Source organism: Citrobacter sp. Cb041, assembly GCF_030336655.1.
Lineage (GTDB): Bacteria > Pseudomonadota > Gammaproteobacteria > Enterobacterales > Enterobacteriaceae > Citrobacter > Citrobacter braakii.
Map to the genome: position 1 here is coordinate 426,751 of NZ_JAOWDD010000040.1, position 20,920 is coordinate 447,670.

The 20,920-nt window shown below is 53.7% G+C and carries 18 protein-coding genes and 1 tRNA gene; 9 read left to right on the forward strand and 10 right to left on the reverse strand.

Going from position 1 to position 20,920, the window contains the following annotated elements; all coding sequences use genetic code 11:
• Positions 1-113: 113 nt before the first annotated feature.
• A tRNA-Ile gene (locus OGV52_RS17480) sits at positions 114-189 on the forward strand.
• A gap of 267 nt (positions 190-456) precedes the next feature.
• On the opposite strand, the gene OGV52_RS17485 is transcribed toward OGV52_RS17480, so the two are convergent.
• From OGV52_RS17485 to OGV52_RS17505, 5 genes are all read right to left on the reverse strand, one after another.
• Positions 457-780 (reverse strand): DUF1889 family protein, encoded by a 324-nt coding sequence (locus tag OGV52_RS17485; RefSeq protein ID WP_071524484.1) that lies wholly within the window; start codon positions 778-780, stop codon positions 457-459.
• Positions 781-893: 113 nt separating this feature from the next.
• Positions 894-2,705 carry a diol dehydratase reactivase subunit alpha gene (locus tag OGV52_RS17490; RefSeq protein WP_287108852.1) on the reverse strand — a complete coding sequence of 604 codons (1,812 nt, stop codon included), beginning with the start codon at positions 2,703-2,705 and terminating at the stop codon, positions 894-896.
• A gap of 10 nt (positions 2,706-2,715) precedes the next feature.
• Positions 2,716-3,144 (reverse strand): diol dehydratase small subunit, encoded by a 429-nt coding sequence (locus OGV52_RS17495; protein ID WP_016154578.1) that lies wholly within the window; start codon positions 3,142-3,144, stop codon positions 2,716-2,718.
• A gap of 2 nt (positions 3,145-3,146) precedes the next feature.
• Positions 3,147-3,731, reverse strand: coding sequence for a propanediol/glycerol family dehydratase medium subunit (locus tag OGV52_RS17500; protein WP_016154579.1), 585 nt, complete (start codon positions 3,729-3,731; stop codon positions 3,147-3,149).
• 11 nt (positions 3,732-3,742) lie between these two features.
• Entirely contained in the window at positions 3,743-5,410 is a 1,668-nt protein-coding gene (locus tag OGV52_RS17505; RefSeq protein ID WP_287108853.1) for a propanediol/glycerol family dehydratase large subunit, read from the reverse strand.
• A 391-nt stretch (positions 5,411-5,801) separates the two neighbouring features.
• Between OGV52_RS17505 and OGV52_RS17510 the strand changes: the two genes are divergently transcribed.
• Genes OGV52_RS17510 through OGV52_RS17525 form a run of 4 tightly spaced genes read left to right on the forward strand, consistent with a single transcriptional unit; the run spans position 5,802 to position 8,317 of the window.
• On the forward strand, positions 5,802-6,230 hold the full coding sequence (locus tag OGV52_RS17510; RefSeq protein ID WP_003828504.1) for a GlcG/HbpS family heme-binding protein: 429 nt from the start codon (positions 5,802-5,804) through the stop codon (positions 6,228-6,230).
• Positions 6,231-6,252: 22 nt separating this feature from the next.
• A complete protein-coding gene (gene dhaT / locus OGV52_RS17515) occupies positions 6,253-7,416 on the forward strand; it encodes a 1,3-propanediol dehydrogenase (protein ID WP_016157511.1) in 1,164 nt (387 codons plus the stop codon).
• Between the two features lie 16 nt (positions 7,417-7,432).
• The gene (locus OGV52_RS17520; protein ID WP_049040240.1) at positions 7,433-7,786 is read left to right on the forward strand and encodes a glycerol dehydratase reactivase beta/small subunit family protein; all 354 of its coding nucleotides are present in this window, start codon (positions 7,433-7,435) and stop codon (positions 7,784-7,786) included.
• Positions 7,787-8,317 carry a cob(I)yrinic acid a,c-diamide adenosyltransferase gene (locus tag OGV52_RS17525; RefSeq protein WP_049283290.1) on the forward strand — a complete coding sequence of 177 codons (531 nt, stop codon included), beginning with the start codon at positions 7,787-7,789 and terminating at the stop codon, positions 8,315-8,317.
• Here OGV52_RS17525 and dhaR read toward each other — a convergent pair.
• Together dhaR and OGV52_RS17535 are read right to left on the reverse strand one after the other, a co-directional pair.
• Complete coding sequence (gene dhaR, locus OGV52_RS17530) at positions 8,295-10,220, reverse strand: dihydroxyacetone kinase operon transcriptional regulator DhaR (protein ID WP_049283291.1); 1,926 nt, start codon at positions 10,218-10,220, stop codon at positions 8,295-8,297. The genes OGV52_RS17525 and dhaR overlap by 23 nt on opposite strands.
• Positions 10,221-10,311: 91 nt before the next feature.
• Complete coding sequence (locus OGV52_RS17535) at positions 10,312-11,409, reverse strand: glycerol dehydrogenase (protein WP_016154586.1); 1,098 nt, start codon at positions 11,407-11,409, stop codon at positions 10,312-10,314.
• A 561-nt stretch (positions 11,410-11,970) separates the two neighbouring features.
• Between OGV52_RS17535 and OGV52_RS17540 the strand changes: the two genes are divergently transcribed.
• A complete protein-coding gene (locus OGV52_RS17540) occupies positions 11,971-13,629 on the forward strand; it encodes a glycerone kinase (protein WP_287108854.1) in 1,659 nt (552 codons plus the stop codon).
• Positions 13,630-13,694: 65 nt separating this feature from the next.
• Here the strand turns inward: OGV52_RS17540 and cfa are convergent, their stop codons facing one another.
• On the reverse strand, positions 13,695-14,849 hold the full coding sequence (gene cfa, locus OGV52_RS17545; protein WP_046276244.1) for a cyclopropane fatty acyl phospholipid synthase: 1,155 nt from the start codon (positions 14,847-14,849) through the stop codon (positions 13,695-13,697).
• A gap of 67 nt (positions 14,850-14,916) precedes the next feature.
• On the opposite strand from cfa, the gene OGV52_RS17550 reads away from it, so the two are divergent.
• Positions 14,917-15,765, forward strand: coding sequence for a helix-turn-helix domain-containing protein (locus tag OGV52_RS17550; protein WP_200047059.1), 849 nt, complete (start codon positions 14,917-14,919; stop codon positions 15,763-15,765).
• Here OGV52_RS17550 and OGV52_RS17555 read toward each other — a convergent pair whose 3' ends face one another.
• Complete coding sequence (locus OGV52_RS17555; RefSeq protein WP_019077743.1) at positions 15,766-16,539, reverse strand: siderophore-interacting protein; 774 nt, start codon at positions 16,537-16,539, stop codon at positions 15,766-15,768.
• 235 nt (positions 16,540-16,774) lie between these two features.
• Between OGV52_RS17555 and OGV52_RS17560 the strand changes: the two genes are divergently transcribed.
• Positions 16,775-17,449, forward strand: coding sequence for a PadR family transcriptional regulator (locus OGV52_RS17560; RefSeq protein WP_181220869.1), 675 nt, complete (start codon positions 16,775-16,777; stop codon positions 17,447-17,449).
• 53 nt (positions 17,450-17,502) lie between these two features.
• Here OGV52_RS17560 and OGV52_RS17565 read toward each other — a convergent pair whose 3' ends face one another.
• Positions 17,503-19,023 (reverse strand): methyl-accepting chemotaxis protein, encoded by a 1,521-nt coding sequence (locus OGV52_RS17565; protein WP_200047060.1) that lies wholly within the window; start codon positions 19,021-19,023, stop codon positions 17,503-17,505.
• Between the two features lie 430 nt (positions 19,024-19,453).
• Between OGV52_RS17565 and ygjG the strand changes: the two genes are divergently transcribed.
• Positions 19,454-20,833, forward strand: a complete 1,380-nt coding sequence (gene ygjG, locus OGV52_RS17570) for a putrescine aminotransferase (protein ID WP_049259762.1) — start codon at positions 19,454-19,456, stop codon at positions 20,831-20,833.
• Positions 20,834-20,920: the final 87 nt, after the last annotated feature.

Consider the following 20,920-nt stretch of genomic DNA (forward strand, 5'->3'; position numbering starts at 1 on the left):
CAATACATCAGAGGAACAAGTATAACGGACTGAAAATACATTGTTTATAAAAACAGCATCCGTACGCTTATGTCTGGATTGCAACGCGGAGTTACTTTATAATCCACCGCCACGGCCCCTTAGCTCAGTGGTTAGAGCAGGCGACTCATAATCGCTTGGTCGCTGGTTCAAGTCCAGCAGGGGCCACCAAGATTCAAGGACTTGCGAGAAATCGCAGGTCCTTTTTTTTGGGGGTTCTTCCGTAGCTGTTGGCGCGAGCCAAAAGGATTCCTGCTGGAACAAATCAATATCTGTTCGCACCAAAATGTGAAATAAGAGCCGGGAAGAATACGGCAGGCGGGGCCTGAAGATATATTACGGGATGCCTCTGTCCAGCAACAAGCTTGTCACTGTCCCCCTCTGGACGTTGCCATCCAGAGATGGAAACGTCCGTTAGAGTTTGATTCGATAGTCAGCTCAAACTAGCTCTTTGAGCTGCTCCTGCATATAGGTTGAAAAATACTCTGGGTTCTTGATAAGGATGCGGTTACCGGAGGCCACTTTTTCTGCCCATCCGGCCACTTTTTTCGTGAACTCGGGATTCCATCCCTCCTGCTCACCCCGTGCCATCACAGCTTCCGGACTTGCTGGCACACCTAAGTCATGCAAATACTTTAAGATTCCCTTAGCGGTACTTTCATCCATTGAATGGGGTACTGACGCCGAAGTGTTCATACCACCAATAAAATCCAATGCTTTCTCAATTGCTGTTGGCATGCTCTTATCCTTAAAATTAACCACGTGAGAGACACATTTATACTATGTACCCAACTCCGCCGGGATATCAAAGAGAACATCACCTTTATTTGATTTACCCCGCAGCTAAACGCTTGCGGCGGCTGTTTTCTGCACGATTAATTCGCTATCCCGGCCAAAACCAGCCCGGTCGCTACCGCATTACGCGGCCCTTCGGTACCACGGATGTTGCCCTGTCCGGCAACCACGCCGTAATGCGCCAGCGCGTCGGTGATCATCTGCGGGATTTCGAAATCCAGCGAGGAGCCGCCCACCAGCACCACAAAAGTCATATCGCGAATAGAGCCGCCGGGTGACACCTGGCGTAAAGCGCGCAGGCAGTTGGTCACAAAAACCTTCTCTTTGGCCTGTCGGCGCACCAACCGAATTTTTTCCAGTGAGGTCTGGTTATCTACGGGGATCAACTCGCCGTTTTTCAGATAAACGACTTTGGCAAACACTGACGGACTGAGCGGTTCGCGAAAAAACTCCACCGCGCCGTTCTCGTGGCGAATGCTGAACAGGCTCTCCACTTTTGCCAGCGGGTATTTTTTAATTTCCTCCGCCAGAAACGGATCGCTTAAGCCCAGCTCGGTTTGAATCAACAGGCTGACCATATTCCCCGCGCCAGCCAGATGGACCGCTTTCACAACGCCATCGCTATTGATAATGGCGGCATCGGTGGAGCCTGCGCCTAAATCGAGGATCGCCAGCGGTGCAGCACATCCGGGCGTTGTTAACGCACCGGCGACAGCCATGTTGGCCTCCACTCCGCCGACTTCAACCGGGATATTTAACCGGGCGCTCAGCTCACTGGCGATGGCCTGCATCTGTAAGCGATCGGATTTCACCATCGCCGCAATGCCAACGGCGTTCTCCATTGAACACTCCCCGGCAATACCGCCCTGCACCTTGCGCGGAATAAACGTATCCACCGCCAACATATCCTGAATATACACCGCGTTCATGTCGTGACCGGTCAGCGAGGCCATCACCTTACGCACCCGCTCCAGCATGCCACCTGCATGCGTACCTGCTTCACCACGAATATCGCACACGGGCGCACAGGTGCTCATCGCCTGCATAATGGCCTGTGCGCCTTGCGCTACGTCGGCTTCACCGCCGCGCTTTTCGCCGCGGATAAAGATCTTACCCGCCGGGATCACCCTTGAGCACACATCACCCTGCGGGGTTTTCAGCACCACGGCGGAACGGTTGCCAATTAGCGCCCTGGCGATGGGGACGATGGTTTGCGTTTCCTCGGGCGTCAGGGTAAAAAAGGTCGCGATGCCATAAGGATTCGACAGCACTCGCACCACCTGTCCTGGGGCCGCCACTTCCACCGCCGCCAGCACACCTTCCGGCACCTTCTCCAGCAGGGTGACTTCATCTACCACCGGCATTGTTCGACGCAGACGATTGTTCACCAGCACGCCATCATCTTTTTTCAGGATCGCCGCTACCACGTTGACCCCGCGATCCAGCGCTTCATTGATAAACCAAACCGCCTCGAGGAAATCCTTCTCCTCACCGACCAGCGGGATCCAGCCCTGGGTAAACCGATCTTCGCTCAACGCCGCCAGCTTCTCCACGGCGATGGTAGTTCCCATTCCCACGCCAACGCCGCCGGGCGTTTGCGGGTTATGCCCAATCATTGTTGATTCGGTAATGATGGTTTCAGTGATGGTTTCCATCGCCACATCGCCAATCACCGGTGCCGCCTCGTTGATGCAGATTTTCGCCACGTCCTGAAGCGACCATAGGGTGTTATTCAGCGCCTGCTGCAGGGAGGCCACCACCCCGGCAATATTGTCCCGTGTACCTTTCATACCGGTCGTGGCGACAATCCCGCTGGCGATAAACCGGCCATGCTGCGCCAACGCCACTTCGGTGGTGGCGTTGCCGATATCAATCCCAGCAATTAACGGCATACAACCTCCGTCACTGGCTGCCTTTACGCAGCTTGTTTCTCTGCTGATACACCTCTGCCGACTCGCGGACAAACCCGGCGTTCACCGTGGCATGCCAGGTATGTTCCAGTTCATCGGCAATGGCCTGAAGCTCGGCGAACGAAGAACGAAACGGCCGCAGCGCGTTGTAAATTTCAAGAATACGGGCATCCGGGATTGCTATAAGCTCCGCCGCACGACGGAAATTACGCGCCACGGCGTGACGCTGCATCTGTTCGGCAATCTGCGCCTGGTACTCCAGGGTTTGCTGAGAAATACGCACATCCTGCGGACCTACGCGGCCCGCCAGCACATTCTCAAGGGTAATCTCGGTTAGCGGTTTGCCGGTAGGAGTCTGGATTTTCTCCGGGCAGCGGGTCGCTAATGGATAATCCTGCGCGGTCATGATGTTGTCGTTCATGGTCATTCCCTTACGAGTGCAATATGCAGCGTGACAGGCGCAGCATCCTGCACCACGTGTTTGGTCTCTTTGATATGAAACAGCGCGGCCTTGGCCATAAATTTGGGTCGTACCATCTGGTCATTAACCACTGGCACTGGCGAAGGCGACTCTTTACGTGCATAGCGCGCGGCGTTTTTACCAATCTGGCGATAGGTTTCCAGCGTCAGCAGCGGAGCCTGAGAGAACAGCTCAAGGTTGCTCAGAGGCAGCAGATCGCGCTGATGAATCACCGTGGTTCCTTTCGACTGGATACCAATCCCGATGCCAGAACCGCTGAGATTTGCCGCATCCCATGCCATAAATGAAACATCCGAGGTGCGCAGAATCCTCACCACCCGTGCATGCAGCCCCTCTTCTTCAATGCCGGCAACCAGCTCTTTCAAAATCGCTTTGTGCGGCATATCAATCAATGTTTTGTGCTGATACTTATCAAAGGCGGGGCCGACGCCTATCACGACTTCATCCACGCGTTCGTCCGCTTTAGCCGCCTCGCCTTCACTCACCTGCAAGGTGAAAACCGGCTTACGTTCAGTTGTGCATTCCACTGTGTACCGCCTTATTCGATCGAGCCGGGCTGAACCACGCCCGCAATATTTTTAATTTCAGCCCAACGTTCAGCAGAGATGCGATAGCCGGTGCCGGGTCCCTGATAGTCGTTGATGTCATTAACGGCGCTGACGACGTCGAACTGACGATCCAGAATGGCCGACGTTTGCAGGTAATCACCAGTAACACGCTGCCTCAGCATGTTGAGGATATTGCTGGCGATGTCTTCGAAGCCGCTGGAACTCAACGCGCCGACGATATCCAGCCCGGTGATATTGCGTTTCATCATCTCTTCCACGGCAGCCAAATCTTCCACCACATTGCGCACGGGCATATCTTTGCTGCCGTGAGCGTAAGTGGCGGCTTCCACCTCTTCATCGCTAATCAGCGGCAGGCCCAGTTCGCGGAACACCGCCTGAATGGCGCGTGCGGCCTTATTGCGGATGGCGATTGTCTCCTCTTCCGTGACCGGACGCAGGCCCCCATCAACCATCAGATCGCGTTGCAGAATGTTGTAATCATCGAAGTCTTCAGCGTCGAAGTTCGACCCGGCAAACATGTTGTCGTAGTTCGGTACCGCGCTATAGCCGGAGAAGATAAAGTCGGTGCCCGGCAGCATCTGCATCAGGGTGCGGGCAGTACGACGAATATCGGAGTGGGAAAAGGTCTGGTCATTGGCGGAGGCCACTTCAAGGTCGAGCATAGAGGCAATCAGGTTTTCCGCCAGCACCGCGCGAATCCCCGACGGCACAGCGCCGGTCATGCCGATACAGCTGACCGCGCCGTTTTGTAACCCCTGTACGCCCGCGCCTTTGGTGATAAAAATGCAACGCGACTCCAGATAAAGCATCGATTTACTTTCGGAATAGCCCATCAGCGCTTCCGAGCCGGTGCCGGAGGTGTAGCGCATCTTCAGACCACGAGAAGCATACGCCGAGGCAAGAAACGCTTTTGACCACGGCGTATCATCGCCATCGGTAAACACCGACTCAGTGCCATATACCGACACCGTTTCGGCGTAGCTGGTTAGCCCGCGCATTCCCAGCTCCAGCTCTGTGGCCTCTTCAACGGAGCATTGCGTCAGCACGCCGGGGCGACCGCATTGGGACCCCACCAGCAGCGCCAGGGCGTTAAACGGCGCATAGCGGGCGATCCCGACCGTTGTTTCCTGTTCGGAAAAGCCACGGATCCCCGCTTCAGCAGCGTCGGCAGCAATCTGTACCGGATTATCTTTCAGGTTGGTCACGTGGCACTGATTGGAGGGGGTGCGTCTGGCGCGCATTTTTTGCAGCGCCATCATCATCTCCACCACGTTCATTTGCGCCATCACCTCCACCGCTTTCGCCGGGGTGATGGCAGTCGTAATGGCAATGATCTCTTCCCGACTGACGTGGATATCCACCAGCATTCTGGCGATCTCCAGCGCGTCGAGCTGCATGGCGCGCTCGGCCTCGGGCACGTTAATCGCGTAATCGGCAATGAACCGGTCAATCATGTCGAACTCGGCGCGGCTCTTGCCGTCCAGCTCAACAATACGACCATTTTCCACCTTCACCGACGAAGCCGGATCGTAAGGGCTTTCCATTGCGATCAGCCCCTCTTCAGGCCATTCGCCAATTAGCCCATCCTGATTTACAGGCCGCTGGGCAAGCACTTCGAATCGTTTTGATCTTCTCATAGTTTATGGACTCAAAAGATAAAAAATAGGGACGCCGGGCCGTATTGCCGGGGACACAACACCCGGCATTCGCCTTTCATCAGCAATAGCCGAACTCTAAATGAGCAGGACAATAAAAAAATAAAATTAATTTCGTTCCAATTTGGCACGTAATAAAAAACCATCGTTTCATATTGAAACGCGGCTCAGGAATATTCACCGTGAATTGTGACGAGGTTAAATGATCATTATCAATAAACGCCACAACAGGAAACTGAACGTAATATTTTTGAAATCCCCACCCTATTGACTTAATAACGCGGGGCGAGAAAATAAGATAAAGCCAATGATAAAAATAGCTGTTGCGCGATATTTTCGTGACCTCAGCCCTACAACCTTTTCAGGAGAGACTGTGAATAAGAGCCAACAAATCGCCACTATTACGCTGGCGGCTGCAAAGAAAATGGCGCAGGCCGTCGAGGCTAAAGCGCTTGAAATCAACGTTCCGGTGGTGTTTTCCGTGGTGGATCACGGCGGGAACACGCTGCTAATGCAACGTATGGACGACGCGTTTGTCACCAGCTGTGATATCTCTCTTAATAAAGCTTATACCGCCTGCTGCCTGCGACAGGGTACCCATGAAATTACCGATGCGGTACAACCAGGTGCCTCTCTATATGGCTTGCAGCTCACCAATCAACAACGAATTGTTATTTTTGGCGGCGGTTTACCTGTCATATTAAACGGCAAATTAATCGGTGCCGTTGGCGTAAGTGGCGGTACCGTCGAACAAGACAGATTATTAGCAGAAACCGCATTGAATTGTTTCTCTGAATTATAATTTAAATCTAAGAAGGTATATTATGAGCTATCGTATGTTTGATTACCTGGTGCCAAATGTGAACTTCTTTGGCCCCAATGCTATTTCCGTGGTCGGCGAACGCTGTAAACTGTTGGGCGGTAAAAAAGCGCTGCTGGTCACTGATAAAGGTCTGCGGGCGATTAAAGACGGCGCGGTAGATAAAACCCTCACACATCTGCGTGAAGCCGGTATTGACGTCGTAGTTTTTGACGGCGTTGAGCCAAACCCCAAAGACACCAACGTGCGCGACGGCCTGGAGGTCTTTCGGAAAGAGCATTGCGACATCATCGTTACCGTTGGCGGCGGTAGCCCGCATGATTGCGGTAAAGGCATCGGTATCGCGGCGACTCACGAAGGGGATCTCTACAGCTATGCCGGGATTGAAACCCTGACCAACCCGCTGCCGCCGATCGTTGCGGTGAATACCACCGCCGGTACCGCCAGCGAAGTCACCCGCCACTGCGTGCTGACCAATACCAAAACCAAAGTGAAGTTTGTGATTGTCAGCTGGCGCAACCTGCCGTCGGTCTCTATTAACGATCCGCTGCTGATGCTCGGCAAACCAGCCCCACTGACTGCGGCCACCGGGATGGACGCCCTGACCCACGCCGTGGAAGCCTACATTTCCAAAGATGCCAACCCGGTCACCGACGCTGCCGCTATCCAGGCGATCCGCCTGATCGCCCGTAACTTGCGTCAGGCCGTGGCGCTGGGCAGCAACCTGAAAGCTCGCGAGAACATGGCCTACGCCTCCCTGCTGGCGGGTATGGCCTTCAACAACGCCAACCTCGGCTACGTTCACGCGATGGCGCATCAGCTTGGCGGTCTTTACGACATGCCGCACGGCGTGGCGAATGCCGTACTGCTGCCGCACGTAGCACGCTATAACCTGATCGCTAACCCGGAAAAATTTGCCGACATCGCAGAGTTTATGGGCGAAAACACGGACGGACTCTCCACCATGGATGCCGCCGAGCTGGCCATTCATGCTATTGCCCGCCTCTCCGCCGACATCGGTATTCCGCAGCATCTGCGCGATCTGGGCGTCAAAGAAGCCGATTTCCCGTATATGGCGGAAATGGCGCTGAAGGACGGCAACGCCTTCTCCAACCCGCGCAAAGGGAACGAGAAAGAAATTGCCGAGATCTTCCGTCAGGCATTCTGATAACGCAGGGGGCGCAATGTCACTTTCATCACCGGGCGTACACCTGTTTTATCACTCACGCTGGCAGGGTACTCGCGTGCTTGATGAGCTGTGTTGGGGGCTGGAAGAGCAAGGCGTTCCCTGCCGGGCAATCTGTTGCGACGATCATGACTGCGCGCTGGCGCTCGGCAAACTGGCGGCCAAAAGTTCGACGCTGCGCGTGGGTCTCGGTCTCAACGCCACCGGTGATATTGCCTTAACCCATGCCCAGTTGCCCGAGGATCGGGCGCTGGTCTGCGGGCATACCCGCGCCGGGACAGCACAGATCCGCACGCTCGGCGCCAATGCCGGTCAACTGGTTAAAGTTCTTCCCTTCAGCGAGATAAAATAAATGTACCGCATCTATACCCGAACCGGCGATAACGGCACGACCGCGCTGTTTGGCGGCAGCCGTATCAATAAAGACGACATCCGCGTTGAGGCCTACGGCACGGTGGATGAACTGATTTCCCAGCTTGGCGTCTGCTATGCCAGCACGCGCCAGGCCGAGCTACGCCAGGAATTGCACGCTATGCAGAAGATGCTGTTCGTACTGGGGGCGGAACTCGCCAGCGATCAGAAAGGACTCACACGCTTAAAACAGCGTATTGGCGAAGAGGATATTCAGGCGCTGGAGCAGCTTATTGACCGCAATATGGCGCAAAGCGGCCCGCTCAAAGAGTTTGTTATTCCGGGGAAAAATCTGGCATCGGCACAGCTGCACGTTGCGCGAACCCTGACGCGTCGGCTGGAGCGGATCCTCATCGCGATGGGCAGAACGCTGACGTTACGCGATGAGGCCAGGCGTTATATCAACCGGCTGTCGGATGCGCTGTTCTCGATGGCCAGAATCGAAGAAACTACTCCAGATGTTTGCGCTTAAACTGGCTGGCATCAATGTCGTACTGCTTCATCTTACGCCACAGGGTGGTGCGACCAATATTCAGCAGTTGCGACATCTCCTGAACACGCCCACTGGTCACGCGGGCGGCATGGATAATCGCCTCTTTCTCGATGGCGGTAAAGGTCAGGCTGGCGGGCAGCAGTGAAGACGCCGTTTCCAGACCAGGACGTTCGCCAAACAGATAATCCGGCAGATTGCTCAGCCGAATATGGCCGTTATCACTGCTGATGGCGATGTTTTCAATAATGCTGTTCAGCTCAAAATCATTACCCGGCCACGAATAGGCCACCAGCTGTGCCAATGCGTCGTCGTCGATCTTCAGGCTGGATGAAAAGCGTTTTTTCAGGCTATTCAACCGCGTATAAATCAGCGATGGAATACTGTTACGCCGCGCCCGCAGCGGCGGGATAACGATCTCAAAAGAGTGCAGCGCGTAATACAACTGACGGCTAAAGCGGTTTTGCTCCACCAGATTCGCGAGATCAACCGTGGTGGTGGCGATCACTTTGACATCCACCGGAATCAGCCGCCGGGCATCCAGGCGGGTTAAAACACCCTGCTTAATCACCTGCAGCAGCGCGGATTGTAACTCCGGTGCCAGATATTCAATTTTTTCCAGAAACAGCGTGCCGCCGTTCGCCAGTTCAAGACGGCTCAGCCGCCCGTTTTCATCATCAGTGGGCGCACTGCCCATAAAATCCTGCCCCAGTACGCTGTTGGCATACAGCTGACAGTTCACGGCGATATACGGCCCGCTGGCGCGTTCGCTTTCATTGTGAATGGCCTGACTCAATAGCTCTTTACCGACGCCCTCTTCCCCGCACAGCAGGATCGGGAAACTTCCCCTCGCCGCCTGACGACCAAAGTGGATCAAACGTCGGGTTTCTGGATCGTCTGTCGACATCTGCTCAAAGGTATGGCTCACCTTGCCGAGCTGGCTGGTCATCAGTTGACGCATTTGCTCCACCGGATGCAGCAGCAGGATAAAGCTGTTGCCCTGCTCTTCAACAATCGGTTTCAGGGTGATGACGGCATCAACAAACTGGTGCTGGCTTTCAAAGGTGACTTCGACATGATTCAGGCCGCGGGCATGTTTGATCGCCCGACGCAGCAGCATGGGGAGATTGAGCAGGTCGTTAATATTCTTCCCCTGGCTGGCCTGCGCGTCGAGATGCAAAAGCAGCGCCGCGCGCGCATTGAGGAACTGCAATACGCCCTGTTCGTTCCAGGCCATCACGCCATCATCCATACTCTCCAGCAGCCCGTACATCTGGTTCAGATGGCGGTTGGATTCAGCCAGCAGGCTGTCAGTCAGCAATGAGTTGCCGACTTCTCTGGCAATCGCCAGCGTCAGGGATAAATCAGAAACGCACTCATGCTCTACCAGACAGCACAGCGAGATGGAGCCAAACAGTCGACCATGGTTATCGAATACTGGCGTAGAGCAGAACGACCACGGATGCAACGCCTGTTTAAAGTGTTGATCGCCAGAGGTTTTTGTCGGCTGCCCCGGCATCGTCGCCAGCGACAACGCGCAACTGCCAATAATGCTTTCTGCACAGTAGCTGCCGTCGCGAAAACCGAGCTCCGCCAGTTGCTCCACCGTCTGCGGATCGCCGCAACGGCTGAGAATACAGGCTGATTCATCCAGAATTAGCAACGCGCACGGACGGCCGTCCATAAACTCCCAGGCATCTTCCAGCGCGGCCTGAGCAATCGTCAGCAGCGCCGTTTTGCGACGACAGATCGACTCAAAGGTCAGGCCCTGCGCCTGATGCGGCGCCTGCCAGGTTTCCCGCTGCATAAACTTGCTGCAACGATGCCATGACTGGGCAATGACCGAAGAGACTTCCTTCCCAATGTCCTGAGTGTGCGTCGTCATATCCCTTTCCGCTGTTTTACCATAGACAACCCCTCCGGCAGAGACTGTCAGAGGGGGAGAAGATGCCGGATAAAAACTTACCGACGACTGATTAACGCGCCAGCCACTGCTGTCCCAGCAGGTCTGCCGTCAGTATCGCGGCATGTACGCTCTCAGGCGTCACCGGGAACGGCATATTGTGGATGGTTTCACCTTCCGCGCAGGTCGCTTTGGCCACGGCCATGATCTTGCCGTCAATGTCGTCTTTCACGCCCATTTCCGCTAACGTTACCGGCAGGCCTACTTTCTGACAGAAATTCAGCACGGTTTCGATCTCTTCCATCGGGCTGTTTTGCAGCACCAGCTGCGCCAGCGTGCCAAAGGCGACTTTTTCACCGTGGTACAAATGGTGACACTCTTCCAGAATCGTAAAACCGTTGTGGATAGCATGCGCCCCTGCAAGACCGCTGCTTTCAAAGCCGATGCCGCTGAGGTAAGTGTTCGCTTCGACAATACGCTCCAGCGCATCAGTCACCACGCCAGCCTGCGCGGCAAAGCGTGCCTTTTCGCCTTCCGCCAGCAGGGTATCATAGCACAGGCGCGCCAGGCTCAGCGCCGCTACGGTGGACTGTCCGCCCGCCATGCTGGTCGCTCTGGCGTCATAACAGGCTTTCGCTTCAAACCAGGTTGAGAGCGCATCGCCCATCCCGGCCACCAGCAGGCGTACCGGCGCTTTGGCAATGATTGCGGTGTCCATCACCACCATATCCGGGTTTTTCGGGTAGATCAGATACTCTTCAAACTCACCGGCTTCGGTATAGATAACGGACAGCGCGCTGGTTGGCGCATCGGTAGAGGCGATAGTCGGGATCACCACCACCGGTAGCTTCTGGTAGTAACCAATCGCTTTGGCGGTATCCAACGTTTTCCCGCCGCCAATCCCAACCACGCCGCGGCAACCGTGCTGTTTCAGAATGGCAATCAGGCGATTAATTTCAATATGGCTGCATTCACCGTTGAAGCGTTCCGCGTGGCAGCTAATGTCGTGGCTGTGCAGGCCATTGAGTACCTTCTCTCCCGCCAGCTTCATCACGAAGTCATCCGCAATCACGAAAAAGCTGTCCGCCAGATTTTTAGCATATTGACCAAATAAGGTTGAAGCGTCAGGGCCCTGGAGATATTTGGCTGGAGATTGAATAACTTTTAGCATTCCTTTCATCCTCAAATAAGTACATGTTTTTACATGGTGAGCCCTGGCGTTAACCTGTTTGGCCTGTTGCTGTCGGCAAAAACAGGAGGTACCGGAGCGATGCAATAACTGTATGGCGAGGCGTGAACAAAAAAATCTTTCGTCATTTTGTTCTGATATGAAACAGATAAAAACGACGCACGTTCCATTCTGGAACGCTTATCCACAAAAATGATAAGGTTTGCGATCCCGATCCGTTCATTTACCCCCAAATCTCCAGCAAACACGAAGCTCAGTTCCTCTTTTACTCATGCAGTTGTATTAAAACCGGCAAAAAAAGGCTGGCTGCGCCGTATGAGCGGCGCTGATCGCAGGAGAAAAAAGTCGAGCGAGCTCGCATTATGATCATTCCCCGCTTTTTTAAGTTTCATTTCGGAACAAAAAACAGCGTCAGCGTTCCGTAATGAAACTCATTTTAGCGTTGTTTTTTTCCACGCTGACTTCGCCAGAATCTCTTCATTGCCTCCGCACCATGATCCTACATTCGGGGGTTTGTCTTTCACTCAACCTCGAGGAGCCGTTATGTCTCAATTCTTTTTTAACCAACGCACCCATCTTGTGAGCGACGTCATCGACGGGGCGATTATCGCCAGCCCATGGAATAACCTGGCGCGTCTGGAAAGCGATCCGGCCATTCGCATCGTGGTCCGTCGTGACCTTAATAAAAATAACGTAGCGGTCATTTCCGGCGGCGGTTCGGGACACGAACCCGCGCACGTTGGGTTTATCGGTAAAGGCATGCTAACCGCTGCGGTCTGCGGCGATGTTTTCGCCTCCCCGAGCATGGATGCAGTACTGACCGCCATTCAGGCGGTGACCGGTGAGGCTGGCTGTTTGTTGATTGTGAAAAACTACACCGGTGACCGTCTTAATTTCGGTCTCGCCGCCGAGAAGGCGCGTCGCCTTGGCTATAACGTTGAAATGCTGATTGTCGGCGACGACATCTCCCTGCCGGATAACAAACACCCACGTGGCATTGCGGGAACTATCCTGGTGCATAAAGTCGCAGGCTATTTTGCCGAACGCGGCTATAACCTCGCCACCGTCCTGCGTGAAGCGCAGTACGCAGCCAGCAACACCTTTAGCCTGGGCGTAGCCCTTTCCAGCTGTCATCTGCCGCAAGAAACCGACGCAGCCCCTCGTCATCATCCGGGTCATGCGGAGCTGGGTATGGGCATTCACGGCGAACCAGGCGCATCGGTTATCGACACCCAAAACAGTGCGCAAGTGGTAAACCTGATGGTGGATAAACTGCTGGCCGCCCTGCCTGAAACCGGTCGTCTGGCGGTGATGATTAATAATCTTGGCGGCGTTTCCGTGGCCGAAATGGCCATCATCACCCGCGAACTCGCCAGCAGCCCGCTGCACTCGCGTATCGACTGGCTAATTGGCCCGGCCTCGCTGGTCACTGCGCTGGATATGAAAGGCTTCTCACTGACGGCCATCGTGCTGGAAGAGAGCATCGAAAAAGCACTGCTCACCGAAGTGGAAACCAGCAACTGGCCGACGCCGGTCCCACCGCGTGAAATCAGCTGCGTAGCGTCATCTCAGCGTAGCGCCCGCGTGGAATTCCAGCCTTCGGCAAACGCCCTGGTGGCCGGGATTGTGGAGCTGGTCACCGCAACCCTTTCCGATCTGGAGACTCATCTGAATGCGCTGGACGCCAAAGTCGGCGATGGCGATACAGGTTCGACCTTTGCCGCCGGCGCGCGTGAAATTGCCAGCCTGCTGCATCGCCAGCAGCTGCCGCTGGATAACCTTGCCACGCTGTTCGCGCTGATTGGCGAACGTCTGACCGTGGTGATGGGCGGTTCCAGCGGTGTGCTGATGTCAATCTTCTTTACCGCCGCCGGGCAGAAACTGGAACAGGGCGCTAACGTTGTCGAAGCGCTAAATACGGGGCTGGCGCAGATGAAGTTCTACGGCGGCGCAGACGAAGGCGATCGCACGATGATTGATGCGCTGCAACCGGCCCTGACTTCGCTGCTCACACAGCCGAAAAATCTGCAGGCCGCATTCGACGCCGCGCAAGCGGGAGCCGAACGAACCTGTTTGTCGAGCAAAGCCAATGCGGGTCGCGCATCGTATCTGAGCAGCGAAAGCCTACTCGGAAATATGGACCCCGGCGCGCACGCCGTAGCGATGGTGTTTAAAGCGCTGGCGGAGAGTGAGCTGGGCTAAGATGTAACAAGGAGCGCTTCTCAGGTATTTACTGCCTGATGGCGCTTCGCTTATCAGGCAGAACGTTAACGATACACGCGGATCCCGCCCTCTACGCCGCGACTAAACAGCACCTGCCAAAGTTCAATATCTCTGGCGCGGAAAGCCCCGGCGCAGGCGCATAAATAGTAGTTAAACATTCTTCTGAAGGTGGCGGAATAACGTGATGACAGCTCCGGCCATGCTTGATTAAAGCGCTCGTGCCACGCCATCAGCGTTTTATCGTAATCGCTGCCAAAGTTATGCCAGTCTTCCATCACAAACCGTGATTCGCTGGCTTCGGCAATATGGGAGATCGCCGGTAAGCAGCCGTTCGGGAAAATGTATTTATTGATCCACGGATCGACGCTCATCCCTTTTTTATTGCTACCAATGGTATGTAGCAGGAACAGTCCGTCCGGTTTTAAACAGCGGTCGGCGATGCTGAAATAAGTGTCGTAGTTTTTTGGCCCGACGTGTTCAAACATCCCCACGGAGACAATGCGATCGTAGTGTTTATCGAGGTCGCGATAATCCTGCAGCAGAATGTTAACGTCCAGTCCTTCACAGCGCTGCTGCGCCATTTTTTGCTGCTCTTTGGAAATGGTGACGCCTTCCACCGCCACGCCATAATGACGCGCCGCATATTCCGCCAGTCCACCCCAGCCACAACCAATATCGAGTAAACGCATACCCGGTTTAAGTTGTAGCTTCTCACAGATCATTTTTAATTTAGCATTTTGCGCATCGTCTAATGTGGTCGCATCTTTCCAGTAAGCGCAGGAATATTGCATATGCGGATCAAGCATCAGCGCAAAGAGATCGTTACCAATATCATAATGTTCTTTGCCGACAATCCACGCGCGGCTCCGCGACTGCAAATTAAACAGGCGTGCGCTGGCAATACGTAAAATATCTTTCAGGTTACCCGGCATCTGCTGATCAAGTTTTGCTTTCAGGATTTTGCAGAACAGAATATCGAGCCGCTCGCAGTCCCACCAGCCTTCCATATAGCTTTCGCCAAGCCCTAACGAGCCTTGTTGCAGTACCCGTTTAAAGAAACCGGCATGATGAAGTTGAATGTCCCAGGCGCGGGAGCCATTAATCCTGATATCCGCTTGCGAAAGCAGCTCTTTTCCCATTCGGGTCCAGTTATCATTTGTTTCATTGACGATGACAGCATCTGAACAAAGCGAGTTCATGGTATTTACCAAAGGTGGGCTAAAAATTCTTACGCAAGATTATTATGGAAAACAGAGTGTATGTATTATGATCCGCGGACAAGATCTATCGAGCAGCGGACACACCATCGGGAGCATTGACGATTTATTTATGGAAACTCTCGTGCAAAAACAGTGGAACTCCTTCCCGGATAACTCCATGACGGAACTGCCGCAGGATGTTTACTTTCGCTCTTATGTCCTGGAAGCCAATCATCATGTTCCACAGCATTCACACTCTTTTATGCAGTTTCATTTCGCCCGCAAAGGCAGTATGCGTATTGATGTTGCCGGCAAGTGCTGGATAATCCCGGCGCATTATGGCATCTGGATCCCGAATAATACGGAGCATGCGGTTTGGGCATTGGATGATGTGCATTTAGAGAATCTGGATATTAAACCGAGCTTTCTTGAAGAGAGCATCAATGAATGTAAAGTGGTGGCTATCAGTGATTTCGCCAGAGAGTTTATTCATTACGCCACGAATTTAATTTCGGGCCATTATGATAGCCAGTCAAAAGAAGGCAAGCTGGTTAGCGTCCTGGTCGACATTATTCTGCAGCTTCCGGAAGTCGCTTTTGTATTACCCTGGCCGCAGGATCGCGAATTAACCAAGGTTTGCCGAACAATACAAGAATCCCCGGCGCTGGAGCATTCGGTTGAATACTGGGCGCAGCATCTGGGTATGTCTGCCCGTACCTTTTCACGCCATTTCAAAAAAGAAACCGGATTGCCTTTCAGCGTCTGGAAGCAAAAAATGCGTATTCTGGAATCCGTATTAATGCTGAAGAAAAATAAAAGCGTGACCGCCGTGGCGCTCGACGTAGGGTATTCAAGCACCGCGGCATTTAGCTACGCATTCCGCCAGGCGTTTGGCGTTCCGCCATCTAATTACTGATTAACGACGCTGATGCCAGTAAGCCGCTGCGCGAACAAGTTGCTGATCGAACGCCTCGCTTTCAAAGCGAGCACTCAGGTTTTTGACCACCTTACCTTCGCCGGTAATCCAGATGTAGTAATCATCTGCAGGTACGCTTAGCTGCGATAAGTGTTCATTCACCGCCTGCTCGTCATGGCCGATAAACCACTGAATAGTAAATCCGTCGAGATGGGCAAAATAGTCCTGGTACGCGGCATCCTGCACGCTTACCAGCGCCGTGACGTTCGGACGTACCGCTAAACGGCTGAGCGACTCCAGGCGTCGGCGCAGCGCAGGCATTCCCGATTCATCACACACGTAAACCTGATACGCATAGTCTTCTGGCACCACCAAAGAACCACGCGGTCCGCCTACCGTCAGCTTGTCACCCTCGCGGGCATTCATCGCCCACGTACTTGCCACGCCACCGTCATGAATATAGAAATCCAGTGCCAGCTCATGGCGCGCTTCGTCATACAACGGCGTGTAATCACGGGATATCGGACGCACGCCGTCAGCCCAGACAATACCTTCATCGGTGACAACCGGCGGCACAAAGTGGCTGCCCGGTTCAGGGAAAAAGACCTTGGTATGGTCGTCAAAGCCGTGTGAGCTAAAACCATCCAGAGCGTCACCGCCCAGTACAATGCGCTGAAAGCCCGCGCTAATACGTTCGACGCGCAGGACGGTAAGTTCCCGAAAACGCAGTTCATTGCGAACGCGCTGCGGGTAGCGTGAGGTGTTTTTTGTCATTTTTTCGCCTTCGGAAGATAATACGATATATCTAATTTAATTTTTAAATGATAATGATTGCTAATCAGAAAGATTGCAAGCACTTTTTTGATATAGTCGCCTTCTGATTAACCGGCTAACGCAACCCCTTTAAAACAGATAAAAATCACTAACTTAAACAAAAAACATTTTATTGGCTTGCACCAAAACAATATTTAGATATAAATTAGATATATCTAAAATACATCAGGAGACGATGATGCAAAACCATCATGAAGGTTGCTGCAAGCATACAGAGCACCAACACGAAGGCTGCTGCAAGGGTGAAGGACGTCACCACGAAGGCCGCCACAACGAACACCATGCAGGTTGCTGCAAAGGTGAAGAACATCGCCATGAAGGCTGCAACAAAGAACATCACCACGAACAGGGTTGTGGACACCGCCACGGTCGCGGCGGCGGTCGTCGCCAGCGCTTCTTCGGTCACGGAGAATTACGCCTGGTCATTCTGGATATCCTGACCCGCGACGCCAGCCACGGCTATGAGCTGATTAAAGCGATTGAAACCCTGACTCAGGGCAACTATACCCCGAGCCCGGGCGTCGTCTATCCGACGCTGGATTTCTTGCAGGATCAAGAGCTGATCACCATCAGCGACGAGGAAGGCGGGCGTAAACAGATAGCGATCACAACCCAGGGCCAGCAGTGGCTGGATGAAAACCGTGAGCATCTGGAACATATCCACGAACGTATTAAAGCCCGCTGCGTGGGTTTTGAATTACGCAAGAATCCGCAGATGAAACGCGCGCTGGAGAACTTCAAAGCCGTGCTGGACCTACGGGTCAATCATGGTGATACCAGCGATGCGCAGATCAAAAAAATCATCGGTATTATCGATCGCGCTGCGCTGGATATTACTCAACTGGATTAATCTACAGAGCAGGCGGAACGCGTTCACCCTGCGTTCCGCCTTTATCGTTAATATTAATGCAGCACCGTGACTGCATCTTCCAGACGACCAGCGCGATGTTTCACCATCGCGGAAATCTGGGCACTCTCTTCAACCAGCTCGGCGTTTTTCTGCGTAATGTTGCTTAATTCATTCACTGCGCGAGTCAGGCTCGAAAGACCATCTGACTGTTCCAGCGTTGAGTGACTGATTTGGGCGATCAACTGCGTCACGTTTTGCACCTGCGCCACAATATCATCCATCGTGCGCCCTGCGGCGTGAACCTGGTCAGATCCGGACTGCACCTTATCGGCGCTGGCATCAATCAGCTTGCGGATATCATTGGCTGCACTGGCGCTGCGGCTGGCAAGATGACGCACCTCTCCCGCCACCACGGCGAACCCTTTCCCCTGCTCACCCGCCCGTGCGGCTTCAACAGCGGCGTTCAGGGCCAGAATATTAGTCTGGAAAGCGATATCGTTAATCAGCGTGGTAATGGTGCCGATCCGCTGGGTGCTGTTGGCGATATCGTCCATAGTTTTGATGACGGTATCCATCGCCTCGCCGCCGTGCGTCGCCGCGCTGCTGGCTGCAATGGAGAGCTTGTCGGCCGCGGCGGCGGTCTCTGAGTTTTGCTTCACCGATGCCGCCATCTGATTCATAGTGGTCACCGTTTCCTGCACGTTCTCTACGGTCTGCTGCGTATGCTTGTTTAAATCATCGCTGCCTTTCGCCAGCGTTTCGCTGTCGCTGCGCACACAGCTCACCTGACTGGAGACATCATGGATGAGCCAACGGCACATTAGCCCCAGTTGCCCGACCGCTCGCAGCATCAGGCCCAGTTCATCACTGCGGTTAAGATGCGACACGCTGTTTCGTTCACCGGTCGCCACTTTTAGCGCCTGACGAGCGACATTCTCAATAGGACGCACAATCTGCCATTCGAAAATAGCCGTTCCCAGCATCATCACCAGCGCGCTTATCAGCAGTAACGGCCATTCGCCGCCCATTTGCTGCAATGCGGCCGCCAGTACGATAAACATAATTGCCATTACGCTGCGCACTCGCCAGCGAATCGGCAGCGCCGGGAGTTTACCCAGCCAGCCTTTGCGTACCACCAGTCCTTTATGGATACGTCGGTTGCAACGCCCTTCATTCAGCGCTTTATATAAAGGCTCTACCGCCGCAATCTCCTCGTCCGTGGCCCGGGTACGAATCGACATATATCCGGTGACACGACCTTCCCGTACCATCGGCACCGCATTGGCCCTTACCCAGTAGTGATCGCCATTCTTACGCCGGTTTTTCACAATCCCGCTCCATGGCTCGCCCTGTTTCAGGGTGTACCACATATCCGCAAACGCCGCTTTTGGCATATCCGGATGACGAACCAGATTGTGCGGCTTATCGAGCAATTCATTCAGTTGATAGCCACTGACCTGGACAAAGGTATCGTTCGCGTGGGTGATATAGCTTTGTAAATCGGTGGTCGACATGAGGGTGATATCATCATCCAGCGGTGTATTTTGCTGACTAACGTAGGGATGAGAAGACATGATTGCGTCCTGTGCAGGTTATCTGGTTGTTAACTCTTTCGGCTTATGTTATTTCGGCGATAATTTTTTTATCTTTAGTTGTTAAATTTGATTTAGATCGCAATTTGCGATTAAACCTCAAAATCTGTACGCATTCTAATCCATTGATTTAAAATACTTTCATTCAGTAACTATTCAACTACACGTCTACCAACGCACCGTCACAGTGCAAATATTGCTCACTTTTAGAGCAGAAAAGTGCTTTTCCGATCTGTTTTCACGGCCTTAACCTGGGCAAAATGCCAGCAAATGTTAAACATTAGAATTAAATGTTGCGTGAATGAGATGTTTCCTGGTGTTTATCCCGATTTTTGCTAAGCGCGCCGGAATGGCGCAATCACTGCAATACTTAAATCAGTATCATGTGATACGCGAGCTCCGGGAGCATATTTTGAACAGGTTACCTTCCAGCGCATCGGCCCTGGCCTGCAGCGCACACGCACTGAATCTCATCGAAAAGCGCACGCTTGATCATGAGGAAATGAAATCATTAAACCGAGAGGTGATTGAATACTTCAAGGAGCATGTCAATCCGGGGTTCTTAGAGTATCGAAAATCTGTAACTGCAGGCGGGGATTACGGAGCCGTAGAGTGGCAAGCGGGAAGCCTGAATACGCTTGTCGACACCCAGGGGCAGGAGTTCGTCGATTGCCTGGGTGGATTTGGAATTTTCAACGTGGGGCACCGTAATCCAGTCGTGGTTTCCGCCGTACAGAATCAACTCGCGAAACAACCTCTGCACAGCCAGGAGTTACTTGACCCTCTGCGGGCCATGCTGGCAAAAACCCTCGCCGCGCTGGCGCCAGGTAAACTGAAATACAGTTTTTTCTGTAACAGCGGGACCGAGTCGGTTGAAGCCGCTCTGAAGCTGGCGAAAGCGTATCAATCGCCGCGCGGTAAATTTACGTTCATTGCCACCAGTGGCGCATTCCACGGCAAATCACTGGGAGCACTGTCCGCCACGGCTAAATCAACCTTCCGCAAACCCTTTATGCCGCTGCTGCCGGGTTTCCGCCATGTGCCGTTTGGCGATATTAACGCGATGCGCACCATGCTCAGCGAGTGTAAAAAGACCGGTGACGACGTCGCAGCCGTGATCCTCGAACCTATCCAGGGTGAAGGGGGCGTGATCCTGCCACCGCAAGGGTATTTGCCCGCCGTGCGTAAACTTTGCGATGAGTTTGGCGCGCTGATGATCCTTGATGAAGTGCAGACCGGCATGGGTCGTACCGGCAAAATGTTCGCCTGCGAGCACGAAAACGTGCAGCCCGACATTATGTGTCTGGCCAAAGCGCTGGGCGGCGGCGTGATGCCAATTGGCGCAACCATTGCCACCGAAGAGGTGTTTTCCGTCCTGTTCGACAATCCCTTCTTGCATACCACCACGTTTGGCGGCAACCCGCTCGCTTGTGCGGCTGCGTTAGCCACCATTAACGTCCTGCTGGAGCAAAATTTACCGGCTCAGGCGGAGCAGAAAGGCGATATGTTGCTGGATGGTTTCCGCCAGCTTGCGCGGGAGTACCCAGACCTGGTGCATGATGTACGCGGTAAAGGCATGCTGATGGCAATTGAGTTTGTCGATAATGAAATCGGCTACAACTTTGCCAGTGAGATGTTCCGCCAGCGGGTACTGGTTGCCGGCACGCTAAACAATGCAAAGACGATCCGTATCGAACCGCCGTTAACGTTAACGATCGAGCAATGCGATCTGGTATTGCGATCGACGCGCAAAGCCCTGGCAGCATTACGGGTGAGCGTTGAGCAGGTGTAATACAGGTCGGATGGCGCTGCGCATCTCAGGCTTACGGGATCAAATGTAGGTCGGCTAAAAGCGTAGCCGCCATCCGGCAATTAGCAC

Bases quoted from the DNA above. Each gene is read 5' to 3' on its own strand.
- OGV52_RS17490 (WP_287108852.1), bottom strand. From the start codon at position 2,705: ATGCCGTTAATTGCTGGGATTGATATCGGCAACGCCACCACCGAAGTG.
- OGV52_RS17495 (WP_016154578.1), bottom strand. From the start codon at position 3,144: ATGAACGACAACATCATGACCGCGCAGGATTATCCATTAGCGACCCGC.
- OGV52_RS17505 (WP_287108853.1), bottom strand. From the start codon at position 5,410: ATGAGAAGATCAAAACGATTCGAAGTGCTTGCCCAGCGGCCTGTAAAT.
- dhaT (WP_016157511.1), top strand. From the start codon at position 6,253: ATGAGCTATCGTATGTTTGATTACCTGGTGCCAAATGTGAACTTCTTT.
- OGV52_RS17520 (WP_049040240.1), top strand. From the start codon at position 7,433: ATGTCACTTTCATCACCGGGCGTACACCTGTTTTATCACTCACGCTGG.
- OGV52_RS17525 (WP_049283290.1), top strand. From the start codon at position 7,787: ATGTACCGCATCTATACCCGAACCGGCGATAACGGCACGACCGCGCTG.
- dhaR (WP_049283291.1), bottom strand. From the start codon at position 10,220: ATGACGACGCACACTCAGGACATTGGGAAGGAAGTCTCTTCGGTCATT.
- OGV52_RS17535 (WP_016154586.1), bottom strand. From the start codon at position 11,409: ATGCTAAAAGTTATTCAATCTCCAGCCAAATATCTCCAGGGCCCTGAC.
- OGV52_RS17540 (WP_287108854.1), top strand. From the start codon at position 11,971: ATGTCTCAATTCTTTTTTAACCAACGCACCCATCTTGTGAGCGACGTC.
- cfa (WP_046276244.1), bottom strand. From the start codon at position 14,849: ATGAACTCGCTTTGTTCAGATGCTGTCATCGTCAATGAAACAAATGAT.
- OGV52_RS17550 (WP_200047059.1), top strand. From the start codon at position 14,917: ATGATCCGCGGACAAGATCTATCGAGCAGCGGACACACCATCGGGAGC.
- OGV52_RS17555 (WP_019077743.1), bottom strand. From the start codon at position 16,539: ATGACAAAAAACACCTCACGCTACCCGCAGCGCGTTCGCAATGAACTG.
- OGV52_RS17560 (WP_181220869.1), top strand. From the start codon at position 16,775: ATGATGCAAAACCATCATGAAGGTTGCTGCAAGCATACAGAGCACCAA.
- OGV52_RS17565 (WP_200047060.1), bottom strand. From the start codon at position 19,023: ATGTCTTCTCATCCCTACGTTAGTCAGCAAAATACACCGCTGGATGAT.